The sequence below is a fragment of the Thioalkalivibrio sp. K90mix genome (assembly GCF_000025545.1).
Taxonomy (GTDB): Bacteria; Pseudomonadota; Gammaproteobacteria; order Ectothiorhodospirales; family Ectothiorhodospiraceae; genus Thioalkalivibrio.
The window spans coordinates 1,720,467-1,746,803 of the sequence record NC_013889.1 but is presented as its reverse complement, the minus strand read 5'-3'; the positions used below and the strand labels follow the sequence as shown (position 1 = coordinate 1,746,803).

At 69.4% G+C, this 26,337-nt stretch carries 13 protein-coding genes and 1 pseudogene; 11 read left to right on the top strand and 3 right to left on the bottom strand.

Features of this window, described 5'->3' with window-relative positions; translation table 11 throughout:
- Position 1: 1 nt before the first annotated feature.
- Positions 2–760, bottom strand: a complete 759-nt coding sequence (gene modA / locus TK90_RS08195; protein WP_012983005.1) for a molybdate ABC transporter substrate-binding protein — start codon at positions 758–760, stop codon at positions 2–4.
- A 263-nt stretch (positions 761–1,023) separates the two neighbouring features.
- Entirely contained in the window at positions 1,024–2,277 is a 1,254-nt protein-coding gene (locus tag TK90_RS08190; protein WP_012983004.1) for a NupC/NupG family nucleoside CNT transporter, read from the bottom strand.
- 177 nt (positions 2,278–2,454) lie between these two features.
- Here TK90_RS08190 and recC point away from each other — a divergent pair, with 177 nt between their 5' ends.
- The 6 genes and pseudogenes from recC (at position 2,455) to TK90_RS08160 (ending at position 17,863) form a co-directional block, all read left to right on the top strand.
- Entirely contained in the window at positions 2,455–5,946 is a 3,492-nt protein-coding gene (gene recC / locus TK90_RS08185) for an exodeoxyribonuclease V subunit gamma (protein ID WP_083767910.1), read from the top strand.
- Positions 5,943–9,665 (top strand): exodeoxyribonuclease V subunit beta, encoded by a 3,723-nt coding sequence (gene recB / locus TK90_RS08180; protein WP_012983002.1) that lies wholly within the window; start codon positions 5,943–5,945, stop codon positions 9,663–9,665. The genes recC and recB overlap by 4 nt, the downstream gene beginning before the upstream one ends.
- On the top strand, positions 9,662–11,701 hold the full coding sequence (recD, locus tag TK90_RS08175; RefSeq protein ID WP_012983001.1) for an exodeoxyribonuclease V subunit alpha: 2,040 nt from the start codon (positions 9,662–9,664) through the stop codon (positions 11,699–11,701). The genes recB and recD overlap by 4 nt, the downstream gene beginning before the upstream one ends.
- A 227-nt stretch (positions 11,702–11,928) precedes the next feature.
- A pseudogene (locus tag TK90_RS08170) lies at positions 11,929–13,237 on the top strand (efflux RND transporter periplasmic adaptor subunit).
- Complete coding sequence (locus tag TK90_RS08165; protein WP_012982999.1) at positions 13,237–16,383, top strand: efflux RND transporter permease subunit; 3,147 nt, start codon at positions 13,237–13,239, stop codon at positions 16,381–16,383. The pseudogene TK90_RS08170 and the gene TK90_RS08165 overlap by 1 nt, the downstream one beginning before the upstream one ends.
- Positions 16,384–16,390: 7 nt before the next feature.
- On the top strand, positions 16,391–17,863 hold the full coding sequence (locus TK90_RS08160) for an efflux transporter outer membrane subunit (RefSeq protein WP_371190825.1): 1,473 nt from the start codon (positions 16,391–16,393) through the stop codon (positions 17,861–17,863).
- Between the two features lie 12 nt (positions 17,864–17,875).
- On the opposite strand, the gene mutS is transcribed toward TK90_RS08160, so the two are convergent.
- Positions 17,876–20,518, bottom strand: a complete 2,643-nt coding sequence (gene mutS / locus TK90_RS08155; protein ID WP_041444249.1) for a DNA mismatch repair protein MutS — start codon at positions 20,516–20,518, stop codon at positions 17,876–17,878.
- 389 nt (positions 20,519–20,907) lie between these two features.
- Here mutS and TK90_RS08150 point away from each other — a divergent pair, with 389 nt between their 5' ends.
- From TK90_RS08150 to alaS, 5 genes are all read left to right on the top strand, one after another.
- Positions 20,908–21,207: a PilZ domain-containing protein gene (locus TK90_RS08150; protein ID WP_012982996.1), complete on the top strand. Its 300-nt coding sequence runs from the start codon at positions 20,908–20,910 to the stop codon at positions 21,205–21,207.
- Positions 21,208–21,214: 7 nt separating this feature from the next.
- Complete coding sequence (locus TK90_RS08145) at positions 21,215–21,745, top strand: CinA family protein (RefSeq protein WP_012982995.1); 531 nt, start codon at positions 21,215–21,217, stop codon at positions 21,743–21,745.
- A 155-nt stretch (positions 21,746–21,900) separates the two neighbouring features.
- Positions 21,901–22,947 (top strand): recombinase RecA, encoded by a 1,047-nt coding sequence (recA, locus tag TK90_RS08140; protein WP_012982994.1) that lies wholly within the window; start codon positions 21,901–21,903, stop codon positions 22,945–22,947.
- Positions 22,922–23,404 carry a regulatory protein RecX gene (locus TK90_RS08135; protein WP_012982993.1) on the top strand — a complete coding sequence of 161 codons (483 nt, stop codon included), beginning with the start codon at positions 22,922–22,924 and terminating at the stop codon, positions 23,402–23,404. Before recA ends, TK90_RS08135 begins: the two co-directional genes overlap by 26 nt.
- A gap of 274 nt (positions 23,405–23,678) precedes the next feature.
- On the top strand, positions 23,679–26,288 hold the full coding sequence (gene alaS / locus TK90_RS08130) for an alanine--tRNA ligase (RefSeq protein WP_012982992.1): 2,610 nt from the start codon (positions 23,679–23,681) through the stop codon (positions 26,286–26,288).
- Positions 26,289–26,337: the final 49 nt, after the last annotated feature.

Below are 26,337 nucleotides of genomic sequence, written 5' to 3'. Positions count from 1 at the left end.
GTTACGAATCTCCAGGCATCTCGAAGCCGTAGCGGCGCATGATCTCGCGGGCGGTGTCGCGGCCCATGAACCCGGCGAAGCGGTGCGCCGCGTCCTTGTCCGCGCCGCGGCGGGTGATCACGAAGCCCTGGGTCAGGGGTTCGTGCAGCGCGTCGTCGATCAGGTAGTGCGGGTGTTCGGCGAGATCGGGAAACGCCGCGAGTGACAGCGCGATGATGCCGATGTCGGCGCCGCCGGCCTGCACCATGCGCGCGGTCTGGGCGATGTTGTCGCCGTTGACGATCCTGGGCTGCAGCTCCTCCCAGACGCCGGCGGCCTTCAGCGCCTCCATCGCGCGCACGCCGTAGGGGGCGTGCGTGGGCGAGGCGATGGCCACGCGGCGGATGTCGTCGCGCGTCAGGTCCTCCAGCGTCAGCTCGGAGGCATCCAGGCGGTTGCTCCACAGCACGATGCGGCCGATCGCGTAGACGGACGGCTCGGTGACGGCGGCCCCCTCCGCGTAGAGCCGCTTCGGGTAGGCGATGTCGGCGGAGAAGAAGAGGTCGTAGGGCGCGCCGTTGAGGATCTGCGTGGTCATGCGCCCGGAGGAGCCGTAGGTCACGCGTACGCGGTCGTCCGGATACTCCTCGCGGTAGGCCTCCACGATCTCGTCCAGGGCAAAGCGCAGGTCCGAGGCGGCGGCGATGGTCAGCGGCCCGGAGGCGTGCGCCAGGCCGGGCAGCAGCAGGACGAGGGTCAGGAGGAGGGCGCGCAGGTGCATGGGTGGGGATAGTTCCCTGTGGGTGCGGGTTGTGGTTGGCTCGGGTGGTTTCGTCCGCGATTACTCGCTGCGCTCGCCCTTCGGGCCGGCCTTCGGCCGTTCAACGCAGCTTCGCTGCTTTTGTGCTTCGTCGTGGTGCTCCTCGCAGTGACGGTGAAGCTGGGGATATGCGGTTCGTTATATTTCAGTTTGCATATCGCCAGGCAGAAGCCTACACCGGAACGGCTCCCGGCTGCCAACGGTTTGGCAGACCCCGCCGCGCGTCAGGCGATATGCACGATGCCGACCACGGCGCCGGTCATCAGCGTGGCGAGCGTGCCGGCGACGATGGCGCGGATGCCCAGGCTCACGATCTCGCTGCGCCGTTCCGGCACCAGTGCGCCGAGGCCGCCGATCAGGATGCCGAGGCTGCCCAGGTTGGCGAAGCCGCTGAGCGCATAGATCAGGATCAGTTCGCTGCGCGCGGACAGCGCGTCGTCACCCAGCTCGGCCATCTGCAGGAAGGCGACCATCTCGTTGAGGATGGTCTTGACCCCCAGCAGCGAGCCGGCGGTGGTGGCCTCGGCCCAGGGGATGCCCATCAGCCAGGCCAGCGGGGCGAAGACCCAGCCCAGGATGCGCTCCAGGCTCAGCGCGGCCCCGGCGACCTCCGGCAGCGCACCCAGCATCACGTTGACCAGCGCGACCAGGGCGATCACCACGATCAGCAGCGCGATGATCTGCAGCAGCAGTTCCAGCCCGCGCAGGGTGCCGCGGGTGATCGCGTCCATGGAGCTGGTGGCGCCCTCGGTCTCGGGGAGCAGCTCGCCGGCGGTGGAGGGCGCGGTCGGCGGGATCATCACGGTGGCGATCAGCAGCGCGGCCGGCAGGCTGATCAGCGAGGCGACGATCAGGTGGCCCAGCGCGTCGTCCAGCACCGTGCCGATGATGGTCGAGTACAGCACCAGCATCGTGCCGGCCAGCGTCGCCATGCCCACGCTCATCAGCGCGAACAGCTCGCTGCGCGTCATCTGGCGCAGGTACGGGCGGATCACCAGCGGCGACTCGACCATGGAGAGGAACACGTTCGACGCCGTGCCCACGCCCAGGGCGCCGCCAATACCGAACGCCCGCTGCAGCACCAGCGAGGCCCCGCGGATCAGCACCGGCAGCACGCGCCAGTAGAACAGCAGCGCCGACAGGGCCGAGAGCACCAGCACCAGCGGCAGCGCCTGGAACGCGAGGATGAAGGTGTTTTCCGGCTCGTCGACCGCGAACGGCGGGTCGTCCCCGCCGATATAGCCGAACACGAACGAGGTGCCGGCCTGGGTGGCGTCGGTCAGGGCGATCACGACCTCGTTCAGCCACAGGAACGCATGCTGCGCGCCGGGGACGCTCAACAGCAGCACGGCGATCCCGAACTGGAGCGCCAGTCCGGCCAGCACCTCACGCCAGGGGAAGCGTGTCTTGTGTTCGCTCAGCAGCCACGCGATGGCCACGAAAGCGAGCAGTCCCAGCCCGGCTTGCAGTGCGAGCATGCAGTCCCCTTTGATTCTGTGACGGCGTTCAAAAACCGCACAAGATACCGGCTTTCACACGGATGCCAATGGGGGCGGGCGCAGGGGCGTGCACATTGGTAGGGTAGGCCCATCACACGGGGCACACACAGGGCACAAGGAGCAAGGGTGACGCAGTCCGGCGATCTGCAGCCAGGGATGGTGGTGCTGCACGGCAACCATCTGGAGTCGCTGCGTGCCCTGGTGGTCGAGTGGATGCAGCGCGCGCCGCTCGGCCCGCTGGAGAACGAGACTCTGCTGGTGCAGAGCAACGGCATGGCGCAGTGGCTGCGCTATGCCCTGGCCGCGCATCCGGATGCCGATCCGCCCGGCTGTGGCATCGCCGCCGCGCTGGACATGCAGCTGCCGTCGCGCTTTGTCTGGTCGGCCTACCGGGCGGTGCTCGGGCCGGAGGCCGTGCCGCTGGAATCGCCGTATGCCAAGCGCCCGCTGATCTGGCGTCTGATGCGCCTGCTGCCGGAGTGCCTCGCGCGTCCGGAGTTCGCCCCGCTGGCGCGCTTTCTTGCCGACGATGACCCGCGCGACGGCGGCGACCTGCGCAAGCGCCACCAGCTCGCCGAACGTCTGGCCGACCTGTTCGACCAGTACCAGGTCTATCGTGCCGACTGGCTGACCTCCTGGGCCACCGGGCGCGATGTCCTGCGCGACGCGCGTGGCCGCGAGACCCCGCTGGCGGAGGGCGATCGCTGGCAGGCCGCGCTGTGGCGCCTGCTGCGCGAGGACATCGGCGAGGGCCCGGCCGACACCAGCCGGGCCACGGTCCACGCCCGCTACCGCGAGGCCGTGCAGGGCCTGAGCGAGCGCCCGCCGGGCCTGCCACGGCGGCTGATCGTGTTCGGCATCTCCTCGATGCCCGGGCAGATCCTCGAGGCGCTGGAGGGGCTGGCGGGCGTGTGCCAGATCCTCGTCTGCGTGCACAACCCCTGCGAGCACTACTGGGCCGACATCGTCGCCGACAAGGACCTGCTGCGCGCGACGCGCCAGCGCCAGGCGCGCAAGGCCGGGATGCCCAGCGTGCTGGACGACGCCGAGCTGCACCAGCATGCGCACCCGCTGCTGGCCGCCTGGGGCAAGCAGGGCCGCGACTACATCGGCCTGCTGGACGAACACGACGACCCCACTGCCTACGACGCGGTGCTGCGTACCCTCGCCTGGAAGCGGGTCGACTACTTCGAGCCGCACGGCGGCGACTGCCTGCTGCACCAGCTGCAGGACGACATCCGCGAACTGCGCCCGCTGGGCGAGACCCGCGAGAGCTGGCCGGCCGTGGCGCCGGACGACGACTCCATCCAGTTTCATGTCGCCCATGGCCCGTTGCGCGAGGTGGAGATCCTGCACGACCGGCTGCTCGCGCACTTCGACGCCGACCCGGACCTGCGCCCGCGCGACGTGATCGTGATGGTCCCGGACATCGACGCCTACGCCCCGCACATCGAGGCCGTGTTCGGCCAGCTCCCGCCGGACGACCCGCGCTACATCCCCTACACCCTGTCCGACCAGGGGCCGCGCGGGCGCGACCCGGTGCTGATCGCGCTGGAGCGCCTGCTGTCGCTGCCGGAGAGCCGGATGGGCGTGGCCGAGGTGCTGGACCTGCTGGATGTGCCGGCGCTGCGCCGGCGATTCGGGATCGCCGAAGAAGACCTGACCACCCTGCACCGCTGGGCCGAGGGGGCGGGGGTGCGCTGGGGCCTGGATGCCGAGCAGCGCGCGGGGCTTGGCCTGCCGGAGGGGCTGGAGCAGAACACCTGGCGCTTCGGCCTGCGCCGGATGCTGTTGGGCTATGCATCCGGGGGCGCGGGGGCCTGGCAGGGGCTGGAGCCGTTCGACGAGATCGGTGGAATCGAGGCCGCCCTGCTGGGGCCGATGGATGACCTGATCACCGCACTGACGCAGACGTGGGACTGGCTGCGCCATGCCCATACCCCTGGCGAATGGAATACCCGGCTGCGCGAACTGCTGGATACCTTCTTTGCCGGCGAGACCGATGCCGAACTGTTCACGCTGGGGCGCCTGCGCGAGGCGCTGGACCAGTGGCAGGCCGACTGCGCAGAGGCGGAACTGGACGACCCCCTGCCGCTGGGCGTCGTGCGCGAGCAGTGGCTGGCCAGCCAGGAGGACAGCGGGCTGGGGCAGCGCTTCCTGGCCGGCTCGGTGAACTTCGGCACGCTGATGCCGATGCGCGCGATCCCGTTTCGCATCGTCTGCCTGCTGGGCATGAACGACGGCGACTATCCGCGCAGCCCGACGCCGGTGGACTTCGACCTGATGCGCCGCGACTACCGCCCGGGCGACCGCTCGCGGCGCGAGGACGACCGCTACCTGTTTCTGGAGGCATTGCTGTCCGCGCGGCGGCAGCTGCATGTGAGCTGGGTGGGCCACAGCGCGCGCGACAACGAGTCGCAGCCGCCCTCGGTGCTGGTCGCGCAGCTGCGCGATCACCTGGCCGCCGGCTGGCGGCTCCAGGGCGCCGAGGAGGCCGGTGCTCCGAGCAGGGACGACCCGCTGCTGGACCATCTGACCACCGAGCACACCCTGCAGCCGTTCTCGCCGGCCAATTTCCCGCCCGACCCGGCGCAGGCCCGGTACTTCACCTACGCGCGCGAGTGGGAGGCGGTTCACCACGGCGACGAGACCCCGGCGCCGGGCGCAATCGAACTGCCACCGCCGGACGCAGCCGACGACGAACGCGTGCTGGGCCCGGATGCGCTGATGCGTTTCCTGCGCGACCCGGCGGAGGCGTTCTTCCGCCATCGGCTGGGCGTGGTGTTCGATCGCGAAGAGGCCCCGAGCGAAGATCTGGAGCCCTTTGCACTGGCCGGGCTGGAGCAGTGGCAGGTGCGCGAGGCCCTGGTCGCGGCCGCGCTGGACCACGGCGAGGACCCCGAGGCCTGGGGCCCGGTGCTGGAGGCCGAGGCCGCGCGGCTGCAGCGCACCGGTGCGTTGCCGCTGGGTGCCGCCGGCGAGCTGGAACGCGACGCGATGATCGCCGAGTCCGGGCGTCTGCTGGAGCGTATCGGCCTGCGTCTGGCGGCCTGGCCGGAGCGGCTGCCGCCGGTGCCCGCGGTGCGTCTGGGGCAGGGGGGCTGGACGCTGGAGGGGGCCGGCCCCGCCCTGCGTGGCGCGGCCGGGCAAGCCGTCTATCTGGACTACACCGTGAGCAAACTGAAACAGAAAAAGGACTGGCGGGTGGACAAGCTGGCCAAGCCCTGGCTCGAACACCTGCTGGCAAACCAGGGCGCGGGCGAAGGCGGACCGGTCGCCACCGAGGTGATCGGGCTGGATACCGCGCTGCACCTGCCGGGTCTGGGGCCGGAGCAGGCCCGCGAGCACCTCGGGGCCCTGGTCGAGGGCTGGGCGGCCGGCCTGGAACGCCCGTTGCCGGTGGCCTGCGCCACGGCCTTCGCCTGGCTGCAGGCCGAGGCGAAGGACGATCCCGATCCGCTGGCGCGGGCGCGCAAGATGCTGGTCGGGGACGACTTCAGCCCCGGTGAATGGGCCCGGAGCCCGGCGCTGGCGCGTGCCTGGCCGGACCCGGAGGCGCTGCTGCAGGACCCGGCGTTCGGGCACTGGCGCGACCGGCTGTACCGGCCGCTGTTCGAGGCGCTGGCCGCCGGGGAGGCGATGGAATGAGTGCGGGCGCGCAGCCGCTGGCGCTGATGGAACTGCCGCTGCACGGCAGCCGCCTGATCGAGGCCAGTGCCGGCACCGGCAAGACCTACACCATCGCCGCGCTGTATCTGCGGCTGGTGCTGGGCCACGGCGAGCTGCCGGAGGGTACCGGCGAGCTGACCCCGCCGCAGATCCTGGTGATGACCTTTACCGAGGCCGCCACCCGCGAGCTGCGCGAACGCATCCGCGCCGTGCTGGCGCGCGGGGCGCGCATCCTGCGCGGCGAACCGGCCCCGGCCCACGAGGCGTTGTGGCCGGCGCTGCTGGACGCCTACCCGGAGCCGGCCGCCCGCGCCGGGGCCGCGCGACGGCTGGAGCTGGCCGCCGAGTGGATGGACGAGGCGGCGGTCTCGACCATCCACGGGTGGTGCTATCGCATGCTGCGCGAGCATGCCTTCGACAGCGGCAGCCTGTTCAACCAGCGCCTGGAGGCGGACCAGGGGGAGCTGGTGGCCGAGGCGGCGCGTGACTACTGGCGCCGCTTTGTCTATCCGCAGCCGGCGGATCACCTGCGTCTGCTGCGCCAGGCCTTTGGCGAGGGGCCCGACGATCTCCTGGCCAAGGTGCGGCCCCTGCTCGGGCATCTGTCGGACACGGTGGGGCTGGAGCCGTACCGGACGCCGGACGGATTGTACGCCGAGCTGGCCACGCGCCTGGCGCGCCTGGCCGAGCTGAAGGCGGTCTGGCGCGAGGATGCCGCCGAGGTGGAACGCCAGTTCCGCGCCCTGCATGCCAGCGCGCTGAATCGCCAGCAATACCAGAAGCCGGATGACCTGATCGCGGCGATGCACGCCTGGGCCGAGGACCCGGCCGCGCTGCTGCCGGAGAAGGTTGGCGGTACCCCGGTGCTGGAGCGCATGTGCGAGCAGGGCGTGGGCGAGCGGCTGAAGAAGGGGCAATCGCTGCCGGATGACCTGCACCCGGCCTTCGTCGCGCTGAATGCCGCGCCCGAGGTCTGCGCGGACGACAGCGAACGCCTGCTGCAGGCGGCGTCCGTGGAGATCGATCGCCAGTTCCGCCAGGCCCAGCGCGTGCGGGTGCAGATGGGTTTCAACGACCTGCTGCTGCGTCTGCGCGATGCCCTGGACGGCCCTGGTGGCGAGGCGCTGGCCGAGACGCTGCGGCGTCAGTTCCCGGTCGCCCTGGTGGACGAGTTCCAGGACACCGACCCGGTGCAGTACCGCATCCTGGAACGCGTCTATCGCATCGAGGACAACCCGGCCGAGCAGGGCCTGCTCCTGATCGGCGATCCGAAGCAGGCGATCTACGGCTTTCGCGGCGCGGACATCCACAGCTATCTGAAGGCACGGCGTGCGACCGCCGGACGGCACTACACCCTGCCGCGCAACTTCCGCTCGACCGCGCGCCTGGTTGGCGCGGTGAACCGCCTGTTCGCCCACGCCGACGGCTGGCCGGAGGGGGCCTTCCTGTTCGGCCAGGGCGATGCCGGCGAGCTGCCGTTTCACCGGGTGGACGCCCAGGATCGCGGTGAGCGTCTGGAACACGACGGAGCCGAGGTGCCGGCGCTGACCCTGTGGTGCACGGACCCGGGCACGTCGGTCGGCACGGGCGTCTATCGCGAACAGATGGCCGCTGCGGCGGCCGAGCAGATGGTGCGCCTGCTCAATGGCGGGGCGGACGGGACCTGCGGGTTTCGCGATGGTGAGGGGTGGCGGCCGGTTCGCCCGCGGGATATCGCCGTGCTGGTGCGCGGCCGGGTGGAGGCGCGGTTGATGCAGGAGGCGCTGCGCGCGCGGGGGGTGCGCAGCGTGTACCTGTCGGAGGGGGAGTCGGTCTTTGCCACCCCGGAGGCCGGGGACCTGCTGCGCTGGCTGCGGGCCTGTGCCGAGCCGACCAGCGAGCGCCTGCTGCGCGCGGCGCTGGCGACCCCGACGCTGGGGCAGTCGCTGGCCGATCTGCACCGGCTGACCACCGACGAGCTGCGCTGGGAGCACCGCGTCGAGCAGTTCCGCGAGTACCGCCGCCTGTGGCAGACGCGCGGTGTGCTGCCGATGCTGCGCCGTCTGTTGCACGACTTCGATGTCCCGCGCCGGCTGTTGGCCAGTGCCGATGGCGAGCGCGCGCTGACCAACCTGCTGCACCTGAGCGAACTGCTGCAGCGCGCGGCCGCCGAGCTGGATGGCGAACAGGCCCTGATCCGGCACCTGATCGAGCACCGCGAGGGCGAGCGGGCGGCGGCGGACGAGCAGGTACTGCGCCTGGAGAGCGACGAGGACCTGGTCAAGGTGGTCACGCTGCACAAGTCCAAGGGGCTGGAGTACCCGCTGGTGTTCCTGCCGTTTGTCTGCGCGTTTCGCGCGGTCGACCCGAAGAAGGACGTGCCGCGGATCGACCGCCCGCCGGGTGGCAGGCCGCGCTGGATCTTTCGTATGGACAGCCGTGCCCAGGAGCGCGCCGATCGCGAGCGCCTGGCGGAGGACCTGCGCCTGCTGTATGTGGGCATGACCCGCGCGCGCCACGCCTGCTGGATGGGGCTGGCGCCGATTGTGTCGGGGCGGGGTAAAGAGAACGAGCTGCACCGCAGCGCGGTCGGCTACCTGCTGAACGGCCCGGAGCCGATGCCGAACGGCGAGCTGGAGGACCGGCTGCAGGAGGCCCGTGGTGACGAGTCCGCGATTGCGATCGAACCCCTGCCCGAGATCATGGGCACGAGCGTGCGGCTGGCGCAGCAGACGGCGGCCCTCGGGCGGGCCCGCACCCCGACACGCCCGGTACGCGAGCCCTGGTGGGTGGCCAGCTACAGCGCCATCGCACACCCGGACGAGGCCCATGCGCCGGCCCCGCTGGTTGCCGACCCGGTGGCCCCGGATTCCGCGCTGGAGGACTTGCTGCGCGAACGTGCGGAGACTCCCGGTGCCGGGGCGGATCCGTCCCACGGGGTGTCGCGGCCCGAGGTGCCGGTGGCCGGCGGGTTGCACGACTTTCCGCGCGGGCCCGCGCCGGGGACCTTCCTGCACGGCCTGCTGGAATGGGCGGCGGAGCAGGGCTGGGAGGCCGTGGTCACTGACCGCGCCCGGCTGGACGACGAGGTGCGAAGGCGCTGCGAGCAACGCGACTGGGGTGACTGGGCGCCCGTCGTGCAGGACTGGATGCGCCGGCTGATCACGGCCGAGTACGCGCTGGCCTCCGGCGGCTCGTTCCGTCTGGACGAGCTGGGCGTGTATCAGCCGGAGCTCGAGTTCCTGTTCGAGACGCGCTGGCTGCAAAGCCGGCGGCTGGATGCCGCCGTGTGCGAGCAGCTACTGCCCGGACAGGCGCGGCCACCGGCGGGCGACCGGCTGTTGAACGGCATGCTCAAGGGTTTTGTCGATCTCGTCTTCGAGCACGAGGGCCGCTATTACGTCGCGGACTACAAGTCCAACTGGCTGGGGCCCGGCCCCGACGCCTACGGGCCCGAGCGCCTGCGCGACGCGGTGCTGGAACACCGCTATGACCTGCAGCTGGTGATCTACACCCTGGCCCTGCATCGCCAGCTGCAGGCGCGGATGCCGGGGTACGACTACGACCGTCACATGGGGGGCGGGGTGTACCTGTTCCTGCGCGGAATCGATGCGCCCGGAAGGGGCGTGTTCCATGACTGCCCGCCACGGGCACTGATCGAGCAGCTGGACGGCTGGTTCGCCGAGGGGCCGGACCGGCCGCGGGAGGCGCGGGCATGACGGCCGAGCGCGCATTGCAGGACACCGGGGCGCTGCTGGATCTGCTCGGGGAGTGGGAGCATGCGGGCTGGGTGCGCGGCGTCGACCGCGTGCTGGTGCGTTTTCTGCGCGAGCAGGTGCCCGCCGCACCGCCGTTGACGCTGTTGCTGGCGGCGCTGACCAGCCACCAGGCCGGGCGCGGGCATGTCTGCCTGGACCTCGACGGTCTGCTGGAGGCCCCGGACCGGATGCTGTCGCTGCCGCCGGAAGGCGCGGAGCGGGGGCTTCCTAGGCCCTCGGATGTGCTGCGCGGCCTGGACCGTGCGGCACTCGACACTGCGCTGGAAGGGCATCGGATCTGCGGTGTCGACGCGGACGCCGGGACGCCGCTGGTGCGGGCGCAGGATCGGTTGTATCTGCGTCGCTACCGCGAGGCCGAGCGCCGGATCGGGGAGGCGGTGGCCGGACGCCTGCGCGAGCAGCCGGCCTGGCGCGAAGGGCTGGATGCGGATGTGCTGCGCACCTGGCTGGATCGGCTGTTCGGTCCGGCCGACGAGGCCGATGGCGAACCGGACTGGCAGCGCCTGGCCTGCATACTGGCGGCCGGATCCGGGTTCAGCGTGATTACCGGCGGGCCGGGCACCGGCAAGACCTACACGGTGCTGCAACTGCTTGCGCTGCTGCAGGGGCTGCAGGGGGAGGGCGAGCCGCTGCGTATCCGCCTGGCGGCGCCGACCGGCAAGGCCGCCGCCCGGCTGAACGCCTCGGTCGCGGGGGCGGTGGACGCGCTGGGGCTGGAACGCTTCCCCGGCGGCGTGCGTCTGCGTGCCGCGATCCCGCGCGAGGTGGTCACGCTCCATCGCCTGCTGGGCGCGCGACCGGATACCCGACGCTTCCGCCACGATGCGCGCAATCCGCTGCCGGTGGACGTGCTGGTGGTGGACGAGGCCTCAATGGTGGATCTGGAGCTGATGGCCAGCCTGATGGTCGCGGTGCCGGCCCATGCGCGGCTGGTGCTGCTGGGGGATCGCGACCAGCTCGCCTCGGTGGAGGCCGGGGCGGTACTGGGCGAGCTGTGCGCACGGGCCGACGGCGGGCATTACACGCCGCAGACGGCCGCCTGGCTGCGCGAGGTGGCCGGGCTGGAACTGCCGGCCGGCTATGTGGACGAGGACGGGCGCGCGCTGGATCAGCATGTGGCGATGCTGCGCCGCAGCCGCCGCTTCGGCGCGGACAGCGGGATCGGTCGTCTGGCCGCGGCGGTGAACGACGGCACGGCCGAGGTGACGGGCCACCCGGGCGAGGATGTCTACGCGGCGGTGCTGCAGGGCCCGGACGATCCGGCCCTGCTGCGGCGGGTGCTGGACGGGGCCGGGCATGCCGACGCCGCACCGTTCGGGGTGGTCCGCTATCTGGAGCATTTGACGGCCGGACGCCCGGCATCCCGCGATGCGCGCGGCACGTGGGAGGAATGGGCGCGCGGCACGCTGCGCGAGCACGGGCGTTTCCAGTTGCTGTGCGCCGTGCGCGAGGGGCCCTGGGGCGTGGACCGGATGAACCGGCGCGTTGCCGGAGCACTGACGGCGCGCGGGGTATTGCAGGCAGAGGGTGTCTGGTACGAGGGCCGCCCGGTGATCGTCACACGCAACGATTACGCGCTGGGGCTGATCAACGGCGACATCGGCGTGACCCTGCGCGTGCCCGCCTGGCTGGCCCGGGGCGATGCCGAACCGGGCGCGGACGATGCGACGGAAACGGCCCTGCGGGTCGCCTTCGTCGCGGCCGACGGGCATGTGCGGTGGATGATCCCGCAGCGCCTGGAGTCCGTGGAGACGGCATTCGCGCTGACGGTGCACAAGTCCCAGGGCTCGGAGTTCGAGCATGTCGCCTTCCTGCTGCCCCCGCCGGAGAGCCCGCTGCTGACGCGCGAGCTGGCCTACACCGCGATCACGCGCGCGAGCGGCTGGCTGAGCCTGTTCGAGCCACAGGCGGGGGTTCTGCAGCAGGCGAGCCGGCAACCGACCCGGCGCAGTGGCGGCTTGCGCACGTGGCTGTAGCGCCCCCAGATCAGGTGCATGCGCAATAACAAGGGTTGTTTACCTTCGGCGCCGGGGCACGCTAGGGTGGCTCCACGAGCCGTCTTAGCGCCATTCAGGCCGGTTTTTCATCGGAATCCGGTCCGTACTTTCGACGACCGCGACTTTTTGGCGTGATGGCAATCACAGTTTTGCGCCCCTGACGGGGGTGGACTCCGGGCGCGCCCGGATCAGCGGGAGAAGCATTCATGCACCACCTGCGACTGGCCGCCCCCCCTTTCGGCCCTGAGCATTCCTCTACTGGCCCTTTTGCTGGCCCTTTTGGTCCTGCCCGGTTGCGCGGCGGAATCCGACGACGAAGACGATGCCGCGCCCGAGGCGGTCGAGGTGCCGGTGCGGGAGATGGTGAGCGAGCTCGTCTCGATCTCCCGCACCTACACGGCGCGCACCCGCAGCCCGCGCGAGGTGGAGGTGCGCGCGCGGGTCTCGGGCGTGCTGGAGAGCCGGCGCTACGACGAGGGCGAGATGGTGGAGCGCGGTACCGAACTGTTCCGCATCGACCCCTCGCCCTATGCCGTGCAGGTGCGCAGCGCGCAGGCCAGCCTGGAACGCGCCGAGGCCGAGCAGCGCCAGGCCGAGCGCGAGTGGGAGCGGGTGCTGGACCTGTACGAGGACAACGCCGCCAGTGGTCGTGAGCGCGACGAGGCCCGCTCGCAACTGGAACTGGGCGAGGCCGCGGTCGCGGAGGCCGAGGCGGCGCTGGCGGAGGCCCGGCTGGATCTGGATTACACCTCCGTGACTGCGCCGCTGGAAGGGGTCGCGGGGCTGGAGGAACGCCCGGAAGGCAGCCTCTTGCAGGCCGGCGACCTGCTGACCACCGTGACCCAGCTCGACCCCATCCGTACCGATTTCGCGATCCCCGAGGGCCATCTGACGGCCTATGGGCCGCAGATCCGTTCCGGTGTTGGCCTGACTGTAGTGCTGACCCTGCCGGATGGTTCGCTGTATCCGCACCAGGGCCAGATCGACGTGACGGAGACCGCGGTGGATGAGGCCACGGGCATGGTCGAGGTGCGCGCGCTGTTCCCCAACCGCGAGGTCCAGTTGCTGCCCGGACAGTTCGTGCGCGTGACCCTGAGCGGCCTGATGGCGGGACATGGGATGCGCGTGCCGCATGCCGCGGTGATCGAGGGCTCCGACGGGGCCGCGGTATACGTGGTCGACGACGATGACATCCCGCATGTGCGGCCGATCCAGATTGGTATGGACCTGGACGAGGACTTTCTGGTTACCGCCGGGCTGAGCGATGGCGACCGGATTGTGGTCGGGGGCGTGGCCGGCGTCGAGGAGGGGGAACGGATCGAACCCCGGGACGCCCCGCGCGAGACGGAAGAGCCCGTGTCGCCGGGTGTGCTGCCGGAGGTGGCACCGGATCTGCTGGACGAGGTGATGGATCCGGAGACCGAGGCCGATGCGGTCGAGGACATCCTGGACGGGGTGGGCAATGGCGCCGAGCCGGGTCTGGATGATCCCGACGGCGACGAGGCGTCCGACTAATGCTGCGCTTTTTCATCGGCCGGCCGGTACTGGCCTCGGTCATCTCGATCCTGTTCGTGCTGGCGGGCCTGTCTTCGGCCCTTCTGCTCCCGGTCGACCAGTATCCGGACATCCTGCCGCCGAAGGTGATCGTGACCGCCAGTTATCCGGGCGCGAGCGCCGAGGCGGTGGCGGAGACGGTGGCCGCCCCGATCGAGGCAACGGTCGATGGCGTGGACAACATGGCGTACATGCGCTCGAAGTCCACCGACGACGGCGACATGGAGCTGATCGTTACCTTCGAGGTCGGGACCGACCCCGACATCGCCGCGATCAACGTCAGCAACGAGGTCGAAGGCGCGATGGGGCGCCTGCCGGAGACGGTGACCGGTGCCGGGATCGCGGTGGAGAAACGCGCCCCGTCGATGCTGCAGATGATCACGTTCACCTCGTCGGACGGCAGCCTCGACAACCGCTTTATCAGTGACTACGTCTGGCGCAACGTCTATGCGGAGCTGCGCCGCGCGCCGGGGGTGGGCGACCAGACCTTCTTTGGCGCACAGATTTATTCGATGCGGATCTGGCTGCAGCCGGACCAGATGGCGGAGTACGACCTGACCGCCAGTGACATCCGCTCCGCGATCCAGGAGCAGAACGAGCAGTACGCGGCCGGCCAGTTCGGCGCCGAGCCGATGGAGAACGCGATCGACTTCACCTATGCGGTGACGACCCCCGAGCGGTTCTCCGAGGAGGAGGAATTCGAGCAGGTGATCCTGCGCAGTGCGCCGGACGGTTCCGCCCTGCGGCTGGGTGACGTGGCGCGGGTGGAGCTGGGCGCGCACTTCTACAACTTCGATGCCAAGCACAACGGCCAGTCCACCGTGCCGGTGGGGGTCTACCTGGAGCCCGGCGCCAACGCGCTGGAGACGGCGCGCGGGGTGCGCGAGATCCTGGAGGAACTGGAGCCGCGTTTCCCGGATTCGCTGGAATACTCGATCCCGTTCGATACCACGATCTTCATCGACCAGTCGGTGCAGCGCGTACTGCTGACCCTGGTGCAGGCGCTGATCCTGGTGGTCGCAGTGGTGTATCTGTTCCTGCAGACGTTCCGGGCTACGGCCGTGCCGATCATCGCGGTGCCGGTCTCGCTGATCGGGACGCTGGCCGGGATGTACGTGCTCGGCTTTTCCGCGAACATGCTGACGCTGTTCGGGCTGGTGCTGGCGATCGGGATCGTGGTGGACAACGCGATCATTGTGCTCGAGAACACCGAGCGGCTGATGCGCGAGCAGGGGATGAAGGCCGTCGATGCGGCCTATCAGACCGTGGACGAGGTGGCCACACCGATCATCGCGATGACGCTGGTCACCATCGCGGTGTTCGTGCCGGTTGCCTTTATCGGCGGATTCAGCGGGCAGATGTACCAGCAGTTCGCGATCACCATCGCCGTATCGGTGGGGATCTCGGGGATCGTCGCGCTGACCTTGAGCCCGGCGATGTGCGCGCGCCTGTTGTCCGACAAGCCCCGCCGTCCGGCCTTCCCGTTTCGCTGGTTCAACAGCACGTTCGACCGCTTCACCGCCGCCTACATGGTAGGGGTGCGCTTCCTGCTGCGGCGCAATTTCGTGGGCATGGGCCTGTTCGCGCTGCTGCTGGTGGCGATCGTGGTGCTGTTCCGGATCGTGCCCGGTGGCCTGGTGCCGCAGGAGGATCAGGGGTATGTGTTCGCCGCCGCCGAACTGCCCGCCGCGGCCTCGCTGCAGCGTACCCGTGATGTCATGGATCGCCTGGGCGAGGAGGCGCTGGAGTACGACGACACCGCGGACGTCGTGGCCTTCTCCGGCATGGACCTGCTGTCCGACGGCATGAAGACCTATGCCGGCGCGGCCTATGTGACGCTCAATGACTGGTCCGAGCGTCGCGGCGACGATCAGAGCAGCGACGCGGTGATCGACCGTCTGGTCGCCGATGGCGAACGCCAGCCGGAGGCGACGATCCGTGCGTTCAATCCGCCGCCGATCACCGGCATCTCCACCACGGGCGGGTTCGAGGCCTATCTGCAAAGCCGGGTGGGGGATGACTCGGAAACCATGCGCGAGCGCGCCGAGGAGATTATTGCGGCGGCCGCGGAGCGCCCGGAGCTGGCGGATGTGCGCACCTCGCTCAATATCGAGGTGCCGCGTTACGACGCCGATGTGGATCGCGAACGGGCCTTTGCCGCCGGGGTGCCGATCGCGGACGTGTTCGACGCGATGCAGAGCACCTTCGGTGCGGTCTACATCAACGACTTCTCGCTGTTCGGCCGGGTGATGCAGGTGCAGATGCAGGCCGAGGCCGATTACCGCCGGAGCCCGGATGATCTCGATCGCATCTTCGTGCGCTCGGATGGTGGCGACCTGGTGCCGCTGTCCAGCCTGGTGTCGGTCGAGCGGGTACAGGGACCGGACGAGGTGGAGCGCTTCAACGTGTTCCCCGCCGCGCGGATCATGGGCGAGCCCGCACCCGGCTACAGCTCGGGGGATGCAATACAGGCACTGGAGGAAGTGGTCGACGAGACCCTGTCGGACGACTACCTGCTGAGCTGGACCGGTGCCGAGTACCTGGAGCAGCAGGCGGCGGGGACCTCGGTGCTCGCTTTCGTTCTGGGGGTGGTCTTCGTGGTGTTGATCCTGGCCGCCCAGTACGAGCGATGGACGCTGCCATTGGCCGTGCTGATGGCCGTTCCGTTCGCAATCTTCGGGGCCCTGGTCGCGGTCTGGCTGACCGGGCAGGAGAACGGGATCTACTTCCAGATCGGTCTGCTGGTGCTGGTCTCGCTGGCGGCCAAGAACGCGATCCTGATCGTCGAATTCGCGCAGAACAAGCGCAACGAGGGCCTGAGCCTGTTCGATGCCTCGGTGGAGGCGGCCCGCCTGCGTTTCCGGCCGATCATGATGACGGCGATGTCGTTCATCCTGGGCGTGGTTCCGCTGGTACTGGCAACCGGCGCGGGTGCGAACAGTCAGCACGCGATCGGCATCGGCATCATTGGCGGCATGCTGAGCGCGACCTTCCTCGCGCTGCTGTTCGTGCCCCTGTTCTATTTTGTCATTTCCAGTGGCATGGAGCGCCTGAGCAAGCGCCCGCGCGACACGGACGACCCGAAGGAGGCCGGAACGCATGCGTAGGACGCTGTTGGGGGTTTCTGCGGCCGCGCTGCTGGCCGGGTGTGCGGTCGGGCCGGACTACGAGCGCCCGGAGGTCACGCTCCCGGACGAGTGGCCGGAGGAGATCGGTGACCAGATGGACACCGACTACGCCGACGCCGAGTTCTGGTGGGAGATGTTCGAGGACCCGCTGCTGGATCGCCTGGTGCGCGAGGCGCTGGAGAACAATATCGAGGCGGAAATCGCCGCGGCGCGGGTGGTGCAGGCGCGGGCGGTGCTGGGCCTGAGTCGTGCCGAGCAGTTTCCTCAGTTGGACGGGTTCGCCGAGTTCGAACGCGAGTATCCAGCGGGGGACGATGACCCGGAAACCGAGATTGCGATCGGGACGCTGCTGAGCTACGAGGTCGATCTATGGGGGCGGCTGTCGCGCGCAGAGGAGGGAGCGCGGGCGCAACTGCTGAACACGGCGTTTACCCGTGATGCCACCCGCCTGGCGGTTGTGAGCGATGTGGTCAGCACCTATTTCGACTACCGCGCCACGCGGGAGCAGATCGAGACCACCGAGGCGACGATCCTTTCCCAGATCGAGGCGCTGGAACTGGAGCGCTCGCGCCGCCAGAGTGGTGCCACTACCGATCTCACCGTGCGCCAGGCCCAGGCCGAGCTGGAGACCAGCCGCGCGGGCCTGCCCGATCTGCGCGCCGATGCCGCACAGCAGCGCCGGGCGCTGGCAGTCCTGGTCGGGGATACCGAGGCGGTGGTCGAGGGCCTGGAGGGGCTCGGCGACGAGGGTCTGGAAGACCTGCCGGATACGATCTCCGGACTCCCGCATTCAGTACCGTCGGACCTGATGATCCGCCGGCCGGATATCCGGGCGGCGGAGGCCAGCCTGATTGCGGCCAATGCCGATATCGGCGTGGCCCGCGCGGAATGGCTGCCGAGCCTGAACCTGGCCGCGCTGTTCGGGCAGGAGGTCAGCCGGGTCAGCCAGTTTTCCTCCAGTGATTCGTTCTTCTGGGAGTTCCTGGCGGAGTCCACGGTGCCGATCCTCGATTTCGGGCGGCGGCGCGCCACGATCGAAGGCGTGGAGGCCGAGCGCGATATCGCCGAACTGGAATACCGCGCGGCGATTCAGGAGGCCCTGGAAGAGGTCGCCAATACCTGGAGCGTGCTGAACGCGGCGCATGAGCGGGTGGAGGTGCGCCAGCGCGAAGTCGGGGCCCGGGTCGAGGTGCTGGACCTGGCGGAGCGCCGCTATCTGGGCGGGTTCGTGGGCTATCTGGAGGTGCTGGATGCGCGGCGGGCCCTGCTGGATGCGCGCCTGACGCTGACCGAGGCCTCGCGTGATCGTCTGGCGGCCACCGCGACGCTGTTCCGCGCCCTGGGCGGTGGCTGGGACAGCGCCGCGATTCCGCATGATGTGCTGGAGGACGATGACCCGGATGCCGCCGAGGCGGAAGCTGAGGAGCAAATCATCGTCCCGGCCGATTCGGAAGACTGACCAACAGGACGCCTATTGCCGATCGCGCAGGGCGTCCTTCATGCGGTAGAGGGCATCCAGGGCCTCGCGCGGGCTCATTTCGTCCGGGTCCAGGGTGTCGAACAGGGCCTTCAGGGCCCGTTCTTCCGAAGACCGCTCCTCGGCAACCGGCTCGGGGGCCGTGGTCGTTGCGTCCGGCGCGGAGGCGAACAGGCCGAGTTGCGGCGAGTCCGTCGCTGCGGCCCGGTCCTCCAGTTCGCGCAGGTGTTCCCGCGCGAGCTTGAGTACATCGGCCGGGACGCCGGCCAGCTGCGCCACCTGCAACCCGTAACTCTGATTCGCCGGACCCTCGCGGACCTGGTGCAGGAACACGATGCTGTGTTCGTGCTCCATGGCGTCCGTGTGCACGTTGGCCACGGCCGGCTCGCGCTCGGCCAGCGCGGTCAGTTCGAAGTAATGCGTGGCGAACAGGGTCAGCGCGCGGTTGTGGCGCGTCAGGCGCTCGGCGCAGGCCAGGGCGAGTGCCAGCCCGTCGAAGGTGCTGGTGCCGCGGCCGATCTCGTCCATCAGCACCAGGCTTTCGGGGCCCGCGTTGTGCAGGATGTTCGCGGCCTCGGTCATCTCCACCATGAAGGTCGAACGCCCGGATGTCAGGTCGTCGGAGGCGCCGATGCGGGTGAAGATGCGGTCCACCGGCCCGATCTGCGCCCGCGCGGCCGGCACGAAGCTTCCCATGCACGCGAGCAGCACGATCAATGCCGTCTGACGCATGTAGGTGGATTTGCCACCCATGTTGGGACCGGTGATCACCAGCAGGCGGCGCGCCTCCGGGTCCAGCTCGGTGTCATTGGCGACGAACGGGGTATCGAGCCCGGCCTCGACCACCGGATGCCGGCCCTGCTCGATATGGATGCCGGGATCCTGGACCAGCTCCGGGCAGTGCCAGTCGAGGCGGGCGGCGCGCTCGGCCAGGCAGGCGAGCACGTCCAGCTCGGCTACGGCGTCGGCGAGGGTGCGCAGGCGCGGGGCGCGGGCCTGCAGGTCGGCGATCAGGTCGTCGAACAGCGCGCGCTCGCGGAGCATGGCCTGCTCGCGGGCGGAGAGGATCTCGTCCTCGAAGCGCTTGAGTTCCTCGGTGGTGTAGCGCTCGGTGTTCTTCAGTGTCTGACGGCGCATGAAGCGGCCGGGGAGCTCGGCCGAGCGGCTGCGCGAGACCTCGATGTAATAGCCGTGCACGCGGTTGTAGGCGACCTTGAGCGTGGGGATGCCGGTGGCCTCGCGCTCGCGGGCCTCGATCTCCCGCAGGAAGGTGTCGCCGTCGCTTTCCAGCGCGCGCAGGCGATCCAGCTCGGGGTCGTAACCCGCGCGGATCATGCCGCCGTCGGTCACCCGCAGCGGTGGCTCCTCCACCAGGGCGGCGCCGAGCCGGGCGGTCAGGTCATCCTCCGGCGCGAGTGCGGCATGCAGGGCGGACAGGCGTTCGGCGACATTGGCCAGCGGTGTCAGGGCCGCGTGCAGGGCCGGCAGGCGTTCCAGACTGGCGAGCAGGGCCGTCAGGTCGCGCGGGCGTGCGCTGCCCAGCACGATGCGCGAGAGGATGCGTTCGCTGTCGGCGGAGCCGGCCAGGGCGTCGCGGATCGGGGTGACGGCCTCCTGTTCCAGCAGGGCGGTGATCGCGGTCTGGCGCTCGCGGATGATCGCGCGCTCGCGCAGCGGCTGGTGCAGCCACTGCATCAGGCGGCGGGCACCCATCGCCGACTGCGTTGTGTCCAACAGGGCGAGCAGAGAACCGCGGCGCTCGCCCGTCAGGGTGCGCGTGAGTTCCAGATTGCGGCGGGTGGCCGGGTCCAGCACCAGCATCTGGCTGCGCTGCTCGTGCGCCAGGCTGGTGATGTGTGCGAGATCGCCGCGATGGCGGTTCTGCACGTAGGCGAGCAGGGCGCCGGCGGCGGCGATGCCGAGGTCCAGCCCCTCGCAGCCAAAGCCGGACAGGTCGCGGGTACCGAAATGGGTGATCAGCAGGCGATGGGCGGAGACCGCGTCGAAATGCCAGTCGGCGTGGCGCTGGGGAGTGAAGGACTCGGTGCCCGGGATCGCGCCGGTCAGATCGGGTACGAGCAGTTCCACCGGGTCGAGCCGCGCCAGTTCGGCGGCCAGCTCGGTTTCGTCGCCGACCTCCAGTACGCGGAACTGGCCGCTGGCGAACTCCAGGCTGGCGATGCCGTAGCCCGTCTTGCGGCCCTTCACGGCGGCGGAAGCGGCCGGGCAGACCGCGACCAGCCGATTCACCTGGCGGGCATCCAGCAGGGCTTCCTCGGTAACCGTGCCCGGAGTCACGATGCGCACGACCTCGCGCTTGACCGGGCCCTTCTGGGCGCCCACCGCACCCGTCTGCTCGCAGATGGCGACGCTCTCGCCCATCTTCAGCAGGCGGGCCAGGTAGCTCTCCAGCGTGTGCACGGGGATCCCGGCCATCGGGATGGGCGCCCCGGCCGATTCGCCGCGCCGGGTCAGGGTGATGTCGAGCAGCCCCGCGGCGCGCTCGGCGTCGTCGTAGAACAGTTCGTAGAAGTCCCCCATGCGGTAGAGCAGCAACGTATCCGGGTACTCGGCCTTGATGGCCAGGTACTGTTGCATCATCGGGGTGTGGGCGGAGAGGGGCTCGGCGGTGCTCATCGGTTCGGCTGCGGTCGATCCGGGCTTGGGGAAACACTGATTAATGTACACGTTCGCGCTCGAGTCGCTTTTGCGTGCGAACAAGGCGCGGTGACTGCCGTGCAGTCATTCTGCACAAGGGAGCCGCAACGCCGTTCGCGCGCAAAAGCGGCCGAGCCCCTTGGGGTTGGCACCCCAGGTTCCCCGATTCGGCGTTGCGCCGCTTGCGGGTAGAACCACTACCCGCTGCACGACGCGCCTTGTCTCGGAAAACCTGGGGTACCAACGCGAGCGTGTACATTAATCAGTATTTCCCTGCCGCGCAGTATACGGATGCGCGGCCTCGTGTGGCAGGTGCACCATCACGAGACGTGATGTGCCACACTCGGGTGGAGTCATGGAGGATGCGCATGCTGGGAGAAGATGATCGCCGGGGCTTCCGGCGCATGCAGGTCGATACCCCCGCACAAGTGACCTGGACGGCGACCGGTGCGGTGGACGATGTGCGGCTGGAGGACCTTTCGGCCAGCGGCTGTGCCTTTCGCTGGCCGCATGCGCCACAGGCGGGCGAGCGTGTGAGTATCGCGGTTCACAGCCCGGACGGGCGAGTGCCCGCCCTGGAGCGTGCCGGCGAGGTCGTGCGCAGCGATCCCCTGGGCGAAGATCGGGTGATCTGGCGCGTGGCCATTGTCTTTGATAGCGAGGGATGATGCGGACATGGAAGCGGAATCGACTGTGATTGTGAGCCCGCACGAGCCCGATCTGGCCGGGCTCTCGGCGCTGGTCTACGACCTCGGCGAGCGGCTGCTCGCCAGCGAGCGCAAGCTTTGCACCATCGAGTCCTGTACCGGGGGCGGGATCGCCCAGGCGATTACCGATGTTCCCGGCAGTTCGGGCTGGTTCGAGTGCGGCTGGGTGGCGTATTCCAACGCGGCCAAGACGCGGATGGTCGGGGTGCCGGCCGAGCTGATCGAGCAGCACGGCGCGGTCAGCGAGGCCGTGGCGCGGGCAATGGTCGAGGGCGGGCTTGCCCACTGCGATGCCGACCTGGCGCTCTCGGTGACCGGGATCGCCGGGCCTGGCGGCGGCAGCGTGGACAAGCCGGTGGGCACGGTCTGCTTTGGCTGGCAGGAGCGCGGGCAGGATGCGCGCGTCGAGACCTGCCATTTCGATGGCGAACGCCACGATGTACGCCTGCAGGCGATGCTGCACGCACTGAGTGCATTGCTGGTGCACGAGGCGGCCTGACCCCATGACCATCCCCGGAGGCACCGGTGCCTCCGGGGATCCCCTTCGAACCGTGAACCCGGGTTGGGTCGCTCCCCGCCCTGTGGGATACTGCGGCCCCGTATCCGCCCCGCAACGGATCGGAAACCATCGCTGCAAGCATCGGGAGGCATACCGTGGACGAGAATCGCAAGAAGGCCCTGACCGCCGCACTGGGGCAGATCGAACGCCAATTCGGCAAGGGCGCGGTGATGCGCATGGGCGATCAGCAGGCGGTGGACGTCCCCGCGATCTCCACGGGCTCCCTGGCGCTGGACATCGCGCTCGGGATTGGCGGCGTGCCGCGCGGGCGCGTGGTCGAGATCTATGGCCCGGAGTCCTCGGGCAAGACGACCCTGACCCTGCAGGTGGTGGCCGAGGCGCAGAAGCTGGGCGGCACCGCCGCGTTCGTGGACGCCGAGCACGCGTTGGACCCGACCTACGCCGAGAAGCTGGGCGTGAACGTGGACGATCTGCTGGTCTCGCAGCCGGATACCGGTGAGCAGGCGCTGGAGATCGCCGACATGCTGGTGCGCTCCGGTGCGGTGGATGTGGTGATCGTCGACTCGGTGGCCGCGCTCACGCCCAAGGCCGAGATCGAGGGCGAGATGGGCGACTCCCATGTCGGCCTGCAGGCGCGTCTGATGTCGCAGGCGCTGCGCAAGCTGACCGCCAACATCAAGCGCTCCAACACCCTGGTCATCTTCATCAACCAGATCCGCATGAAGATCGGCGTGATGTTCGGCAGCCCCGAGACCACCACCGGCGGCAACGCGCTCAAGTTTTACTCCTCCGTGCGCATGGATATCCGCCGCATCGGCGCGATCAAGAAGGGCGACGAGGTGATCGGCAACGAGACCCGCGTGAAGGTCGTCAAGAACAAGATGGCACCCCCGTTCCGCGAGGCCTACTTCGAGATCCTCTACGGCGAGGGCATCTCGCGGGTCGGCGAGATCATCGAGATGGGTGTGAAGGAAGGCCTGATTGACAAGGCCGGCGCCTGGTACAGCTACAACGGCGAGCGGATTGGTCAGGGCAAGGAAAACGCCCGCCAGTACCTGAAGGACAACCCGCAGATCGCCGAGGAAGTCGAAAAGACCCTGCGCGAACGCCTGCTGCCGAAGCGCAACAAGGCTGCGGTGGAGGACGAGCCGGTCGATGCCCCGGTCGAGGAGCAAGGCTGACCCGGCCGACCCGGACGCCGCACTGGAGGCCGGGCTCCGGCTGCTGGTGCGGCGCGAGCATTCCGCGCTGGAGCTCGCGCGCAAGCTGGCCGAGCGCGGGTTCGAGCGCGACGCGGTGGATGCCGCGCTGGAACGCGCGCGGGAACTCGACTACCTGAGCGACACCCGTTACGCGGACTTCATCGCCCGCCACCGCACCGAGCAGGGCTACGGCGAACAGCGCATCCGTGCCGAACTTGCCCACAACGGCATCAGCAACGACACCGTCAACGCCGCCATCGACGCCCTGGAGGTCAACTGGACCGACCAGGCCCGCGGCCAGCTCGAACGCCACTTCCGCTACCCCCCCGATACCCGCGAAGACGAGGCCCGCATGCTCCGCCACCTCGCCGGCCGCGGCTTCTCCGGCGGCGTTGCCCACCAGGCCCTCGCGGCCTGGAAGGACGAGACCCCGTAGGACGCAGGAGGCATGGTCCCCACTGTAGGAGCGCAACCCTCTGCGCGATACGACGTTTGGTGATGCCCCGATCGGCCAGTGGTCTGGCCTCCTACCGGTTGGTGGCTCTGTCGCTGTAGGAGCGCAGCCCTCTGCGCGATGGGGTGCTGGACAGGCCCGATCGGCCAGAGGGCTGGCCTCCTGCATCATGGCCCGAAGGCGGGCCCGGCAATACGCGGGTTGGGGGCTTGCGTGATAGGATTCCGGTTTTGACCCCATATTCAATCGGAACCGCATGAAAAGCGCCGACATTCGCCGGAGTTTCCTCGAATTCTTTGAAGGGCATGGCCATACGATCGTGTCCTCCAGCCCGCTGGTACCGGGCAACGATCCCACGCTGTTGTTCACCAACGCGGGGATGGTGCAGTTCAAGGATGTGTTCCTCGGTCGCGAGAAGCGTTCGTACAACCGCGCGGTATCCAGCCAGCGCTGCGTGCGCGCGGGCGGCAAGCACAACGACCTGGAAAACGTCGGTTACACCGCGCGGCATCACACCTTCTTCGAGATGCTGGGCAACTTCAGCTTTGGCGACTACTTCAAGCGCGATGCGATCCACTACGCCTGGCAGTTCCTGACCGAGACCATTGGTCTGCCGCCGGAAAAGCTGTGGGTCACGGTCTACGAGACCGACGACGACGCCTATAACGTCTGGGCGAACGAGATCCAGGTCCCGGCCGAGCGCATCGTGCGCATCGGTGACAAGCCGGACGGCGGCTCCGACAACTTCTGGCAGATGGGCGACACCGGCCCCTGCGGCCCCTGCACCGAGGTCTTCTATGACCACGGGCCGGAGGTCGAGGGTGGCCCGCCCGGATCCCCGGACGAAGACGGTGATCGCTACATCGAGATTTGGAATCTGGTGTTCATGCAGTACGACCGCGACGCGGACGGCACGCTGAACCCGCTGCCGCGTCCGTCGGTGGATACCGGCATGGGCCTCGAACGCCTGGCCGCGGTGCTGCAGGGCGTGCACTCCAATTACGAGATCGACCTGTTCCAGGACCTGATCGCGGCCGCCGCACGCGTGACCGGGGCGAAGGAGCAGGACTCCGCCTCGCTGCGCGTGATCGCCGACCACATCCGTTCCATCGCCTTCCTGATTACCGACGGCGTGCTGCCGTCGAATGAGGGCCGCGGCTATGTGCTGCGCCGCATCATCCGCCGCGCCGCGCGCCATGGCTTCAAGGTGGGCGCGCAGGACGCCTTCCTCTACCAGATGGTCGGCGATCTGGTGCGCGTAATGGGCGAGGCCTTCCCGGAGCTGGCCGAGGCGCAGGCCCGGGTCGAGCAGGTACTGGAGAAGGAGGAACGCAAGTTCCTGGAGACGCTCGACAAGGGCATGAAGATCCTCGAGGACGACCTGCGCGATCTCGAGGGCAAGGTGATCCCGGGCGAGACCATCTTCCTGCTGTATGACACCTACGGCTTCCCGGTGGACCTGACCGGGGACATCGCGCGCGAGCGTGGCCTGGAGCTGGACATGGCGGGCTTCGAGTCCGCGATGGCCGACCAGCGCGCCCGGGCCCGCGCCGCCAGCCACTTCTCCATGGACGACGGCGGCCTGCCGCAGATCGATCTCGAGACCACATTCTCCGGCTACGAGACCGTCGACGACGAGGGTCGCGTGGTCGCGCTGTACCAGAACGGCGAGCCGGTCGAACGACTCGAGGTCGGCGCCGAAGGTCTGGTGGTGCTGGACCGTACGCCGTTCTACGGCGAGTCCGGCGGCCAGGTGGGCGATGTCGGCACGCTGAGCGGCTCCGGCGTGCGCTTCCAGGTCGCCGATACGCGCAAGCAGGGCGCGGCGCATATCCATGTCGGCCAGGTCCGTGCCGGCACGCTGGAGGTTGGCCAGACGCTGCAGGCCGCGGTCGAAGGCCCGCGCCGCGAGAATATCCGTCGCCACCACTCGGCGACCCACCTGCTGCACAAGGCCCTGCGCGACCAGCTGGGCGACCACGTCCAGCAGAAGGGCTCGCTGGTGGACCCCGATCGCCTGCGTTTCGACTTCACCCACATGGAGCCGCTGACCGACGAACAGCTACGCGCCATCGAGGCCCAGGTGAACGCCGAGATCCTGGCCAATGAGGCCACAGACACCCGCGTGATGGACATCGAATCGGCGATGGAGTCCGGCGCGGTCGCCCTGTTCGGCGAGAAGTACGGCGACCAGGTGCGCGTGCTGAAGATCGGCACCTCCGTGGAGCTGTGCGGCGGCACGCATGTGGATCGTACCGGCGACATCGGACTGTTCCGCATTACCTCCGAGGGTGGGGTGGCTGCCGGGATCCGCCGTATTGAGGCGGTGGCCGGCGAGGTGGCGCTACGCTGGGTGGACGAGCAGCTCGGGTATCTGGATGCGATCGCCGACCGCCTGCGTGCCGGGCGTGGCGAGGCGGCCGACAAGGTCGCCCAGTTGCAGGAGCGCTCGCGCGAACTGGAAAAGCAGATCGAACAGCTCAAGGGCAAGCTGGCCAGCCAGGCCGGCAGCGACCTGGCCTCGCAGGCGCAGGAGGTCGGCGGCGTGCAGGTGCTGGCCGCGAAGATCGACGGCGTGGAGCCCAAGGCCCTGCGCGACATGGTCGACCAGCTCAAGCAGAAACTTGGCAAGGCGGTCGTGGTCCTGGGAACCGCGACCGGCGAGGGCAAGGTCAGCCTGGTGGCCGGCGTTACCAAGGCCGAGACCGGCCAGTTCAAGGCCGGCGACCTGGTCGGTCATGTCGCCGCGCAGGTGGACGGCAAGGGCGGCGGTCGCCCGGACATGGCGATGGCCGGCGGCCAGAGCCCGGACAAGCTGGATGCCGCGCTGGCCTCGGTCGCGGACTGGGTACGCGAACGCGCCTGAAGACCATCCGTCATCGCGTGGCCAGCGCCGCGGCGATGTCTGTCCGCCA

Excerpts from the sequence above, each read along its gene's own strand:
- modA (WP_012983005.1), bottom strand. The coding sequence starts at position 760 with ATGCACCTGCGCGCCCTCCTCCTGACCCTCGTCCTGCTGCTGCCCGGC.
- TK90_RS08190 (WP_012983004.1), bottom strand. The coding sequence starts at position 2,277 with ATGCTCGCACTGCAAGCCGGGCTGGGACTGCTCGCTTTCGTGGCCATC.
- recC (WP_083767910.1), top strand. The coding sequence starts at position 2,455 with ATGGTGGTGCTGCACGGCAACCATCTGGAGTCGCTGCGTGCCCTGGTG.
- recB (WP_012983002.1), top strand. The coding sequence starts at position 5,943 with ATGAGTGCGGGCGCGCAGCCGCTGGCGCTGATGGAACTGCCGCTGCAC.
- recD (WP_012983001.1), top strand. The coding sequence starts at position 9,662 with ATGACGGCCGAGCGCGCATTGCAGGACACCGGGGCGCTGCTGGATCTG.
- TK90_RS08165 (WP_012982999.1), top strand. The coding sequence starts at position 13,237 with ATGCTGCGCTTTTTCATCGGCCGGCCGGTACTGGCCTCGGTCATCTCG.
- mutS (WP_041444249.1), bottom strand. The coding sequence starts at position 20,518 with ATGAGCACCGCCGAGCCCCTCTCCGCCCACACCCCGATGATGCAACAG.
- TK90_RS08150 (WP_012982996.1), top strand. The coding sequence starts at position 20,908 with ATGCTGGGAGAAGATGATCGCCGGGGCTTCCGGCGCATGCAGGTCGAT.
- TK90_RS08145 (WP_012982995.1), top strand. The coding sequence starts at position 21,215 with ATGGAAGCGGAATCGACTGTGATTGTGAGCCCGCACGAGCCCGATCTG.
- TK90_RS08135 (WP_012982993.1), top strand. The coding sequence starts at position 22,922 with ATGCCCCGGTCGAGGAGCAAGGCTGACCCGGCCGACCCGGACGCCGCA.
- alaS (WP_012982992.1), top strand. The coding sequence starts at position 23,679 with ATGAAAAGCGCCGACATTCGCCGGAGTTTCCTCGAATTCTTTGAAGGG.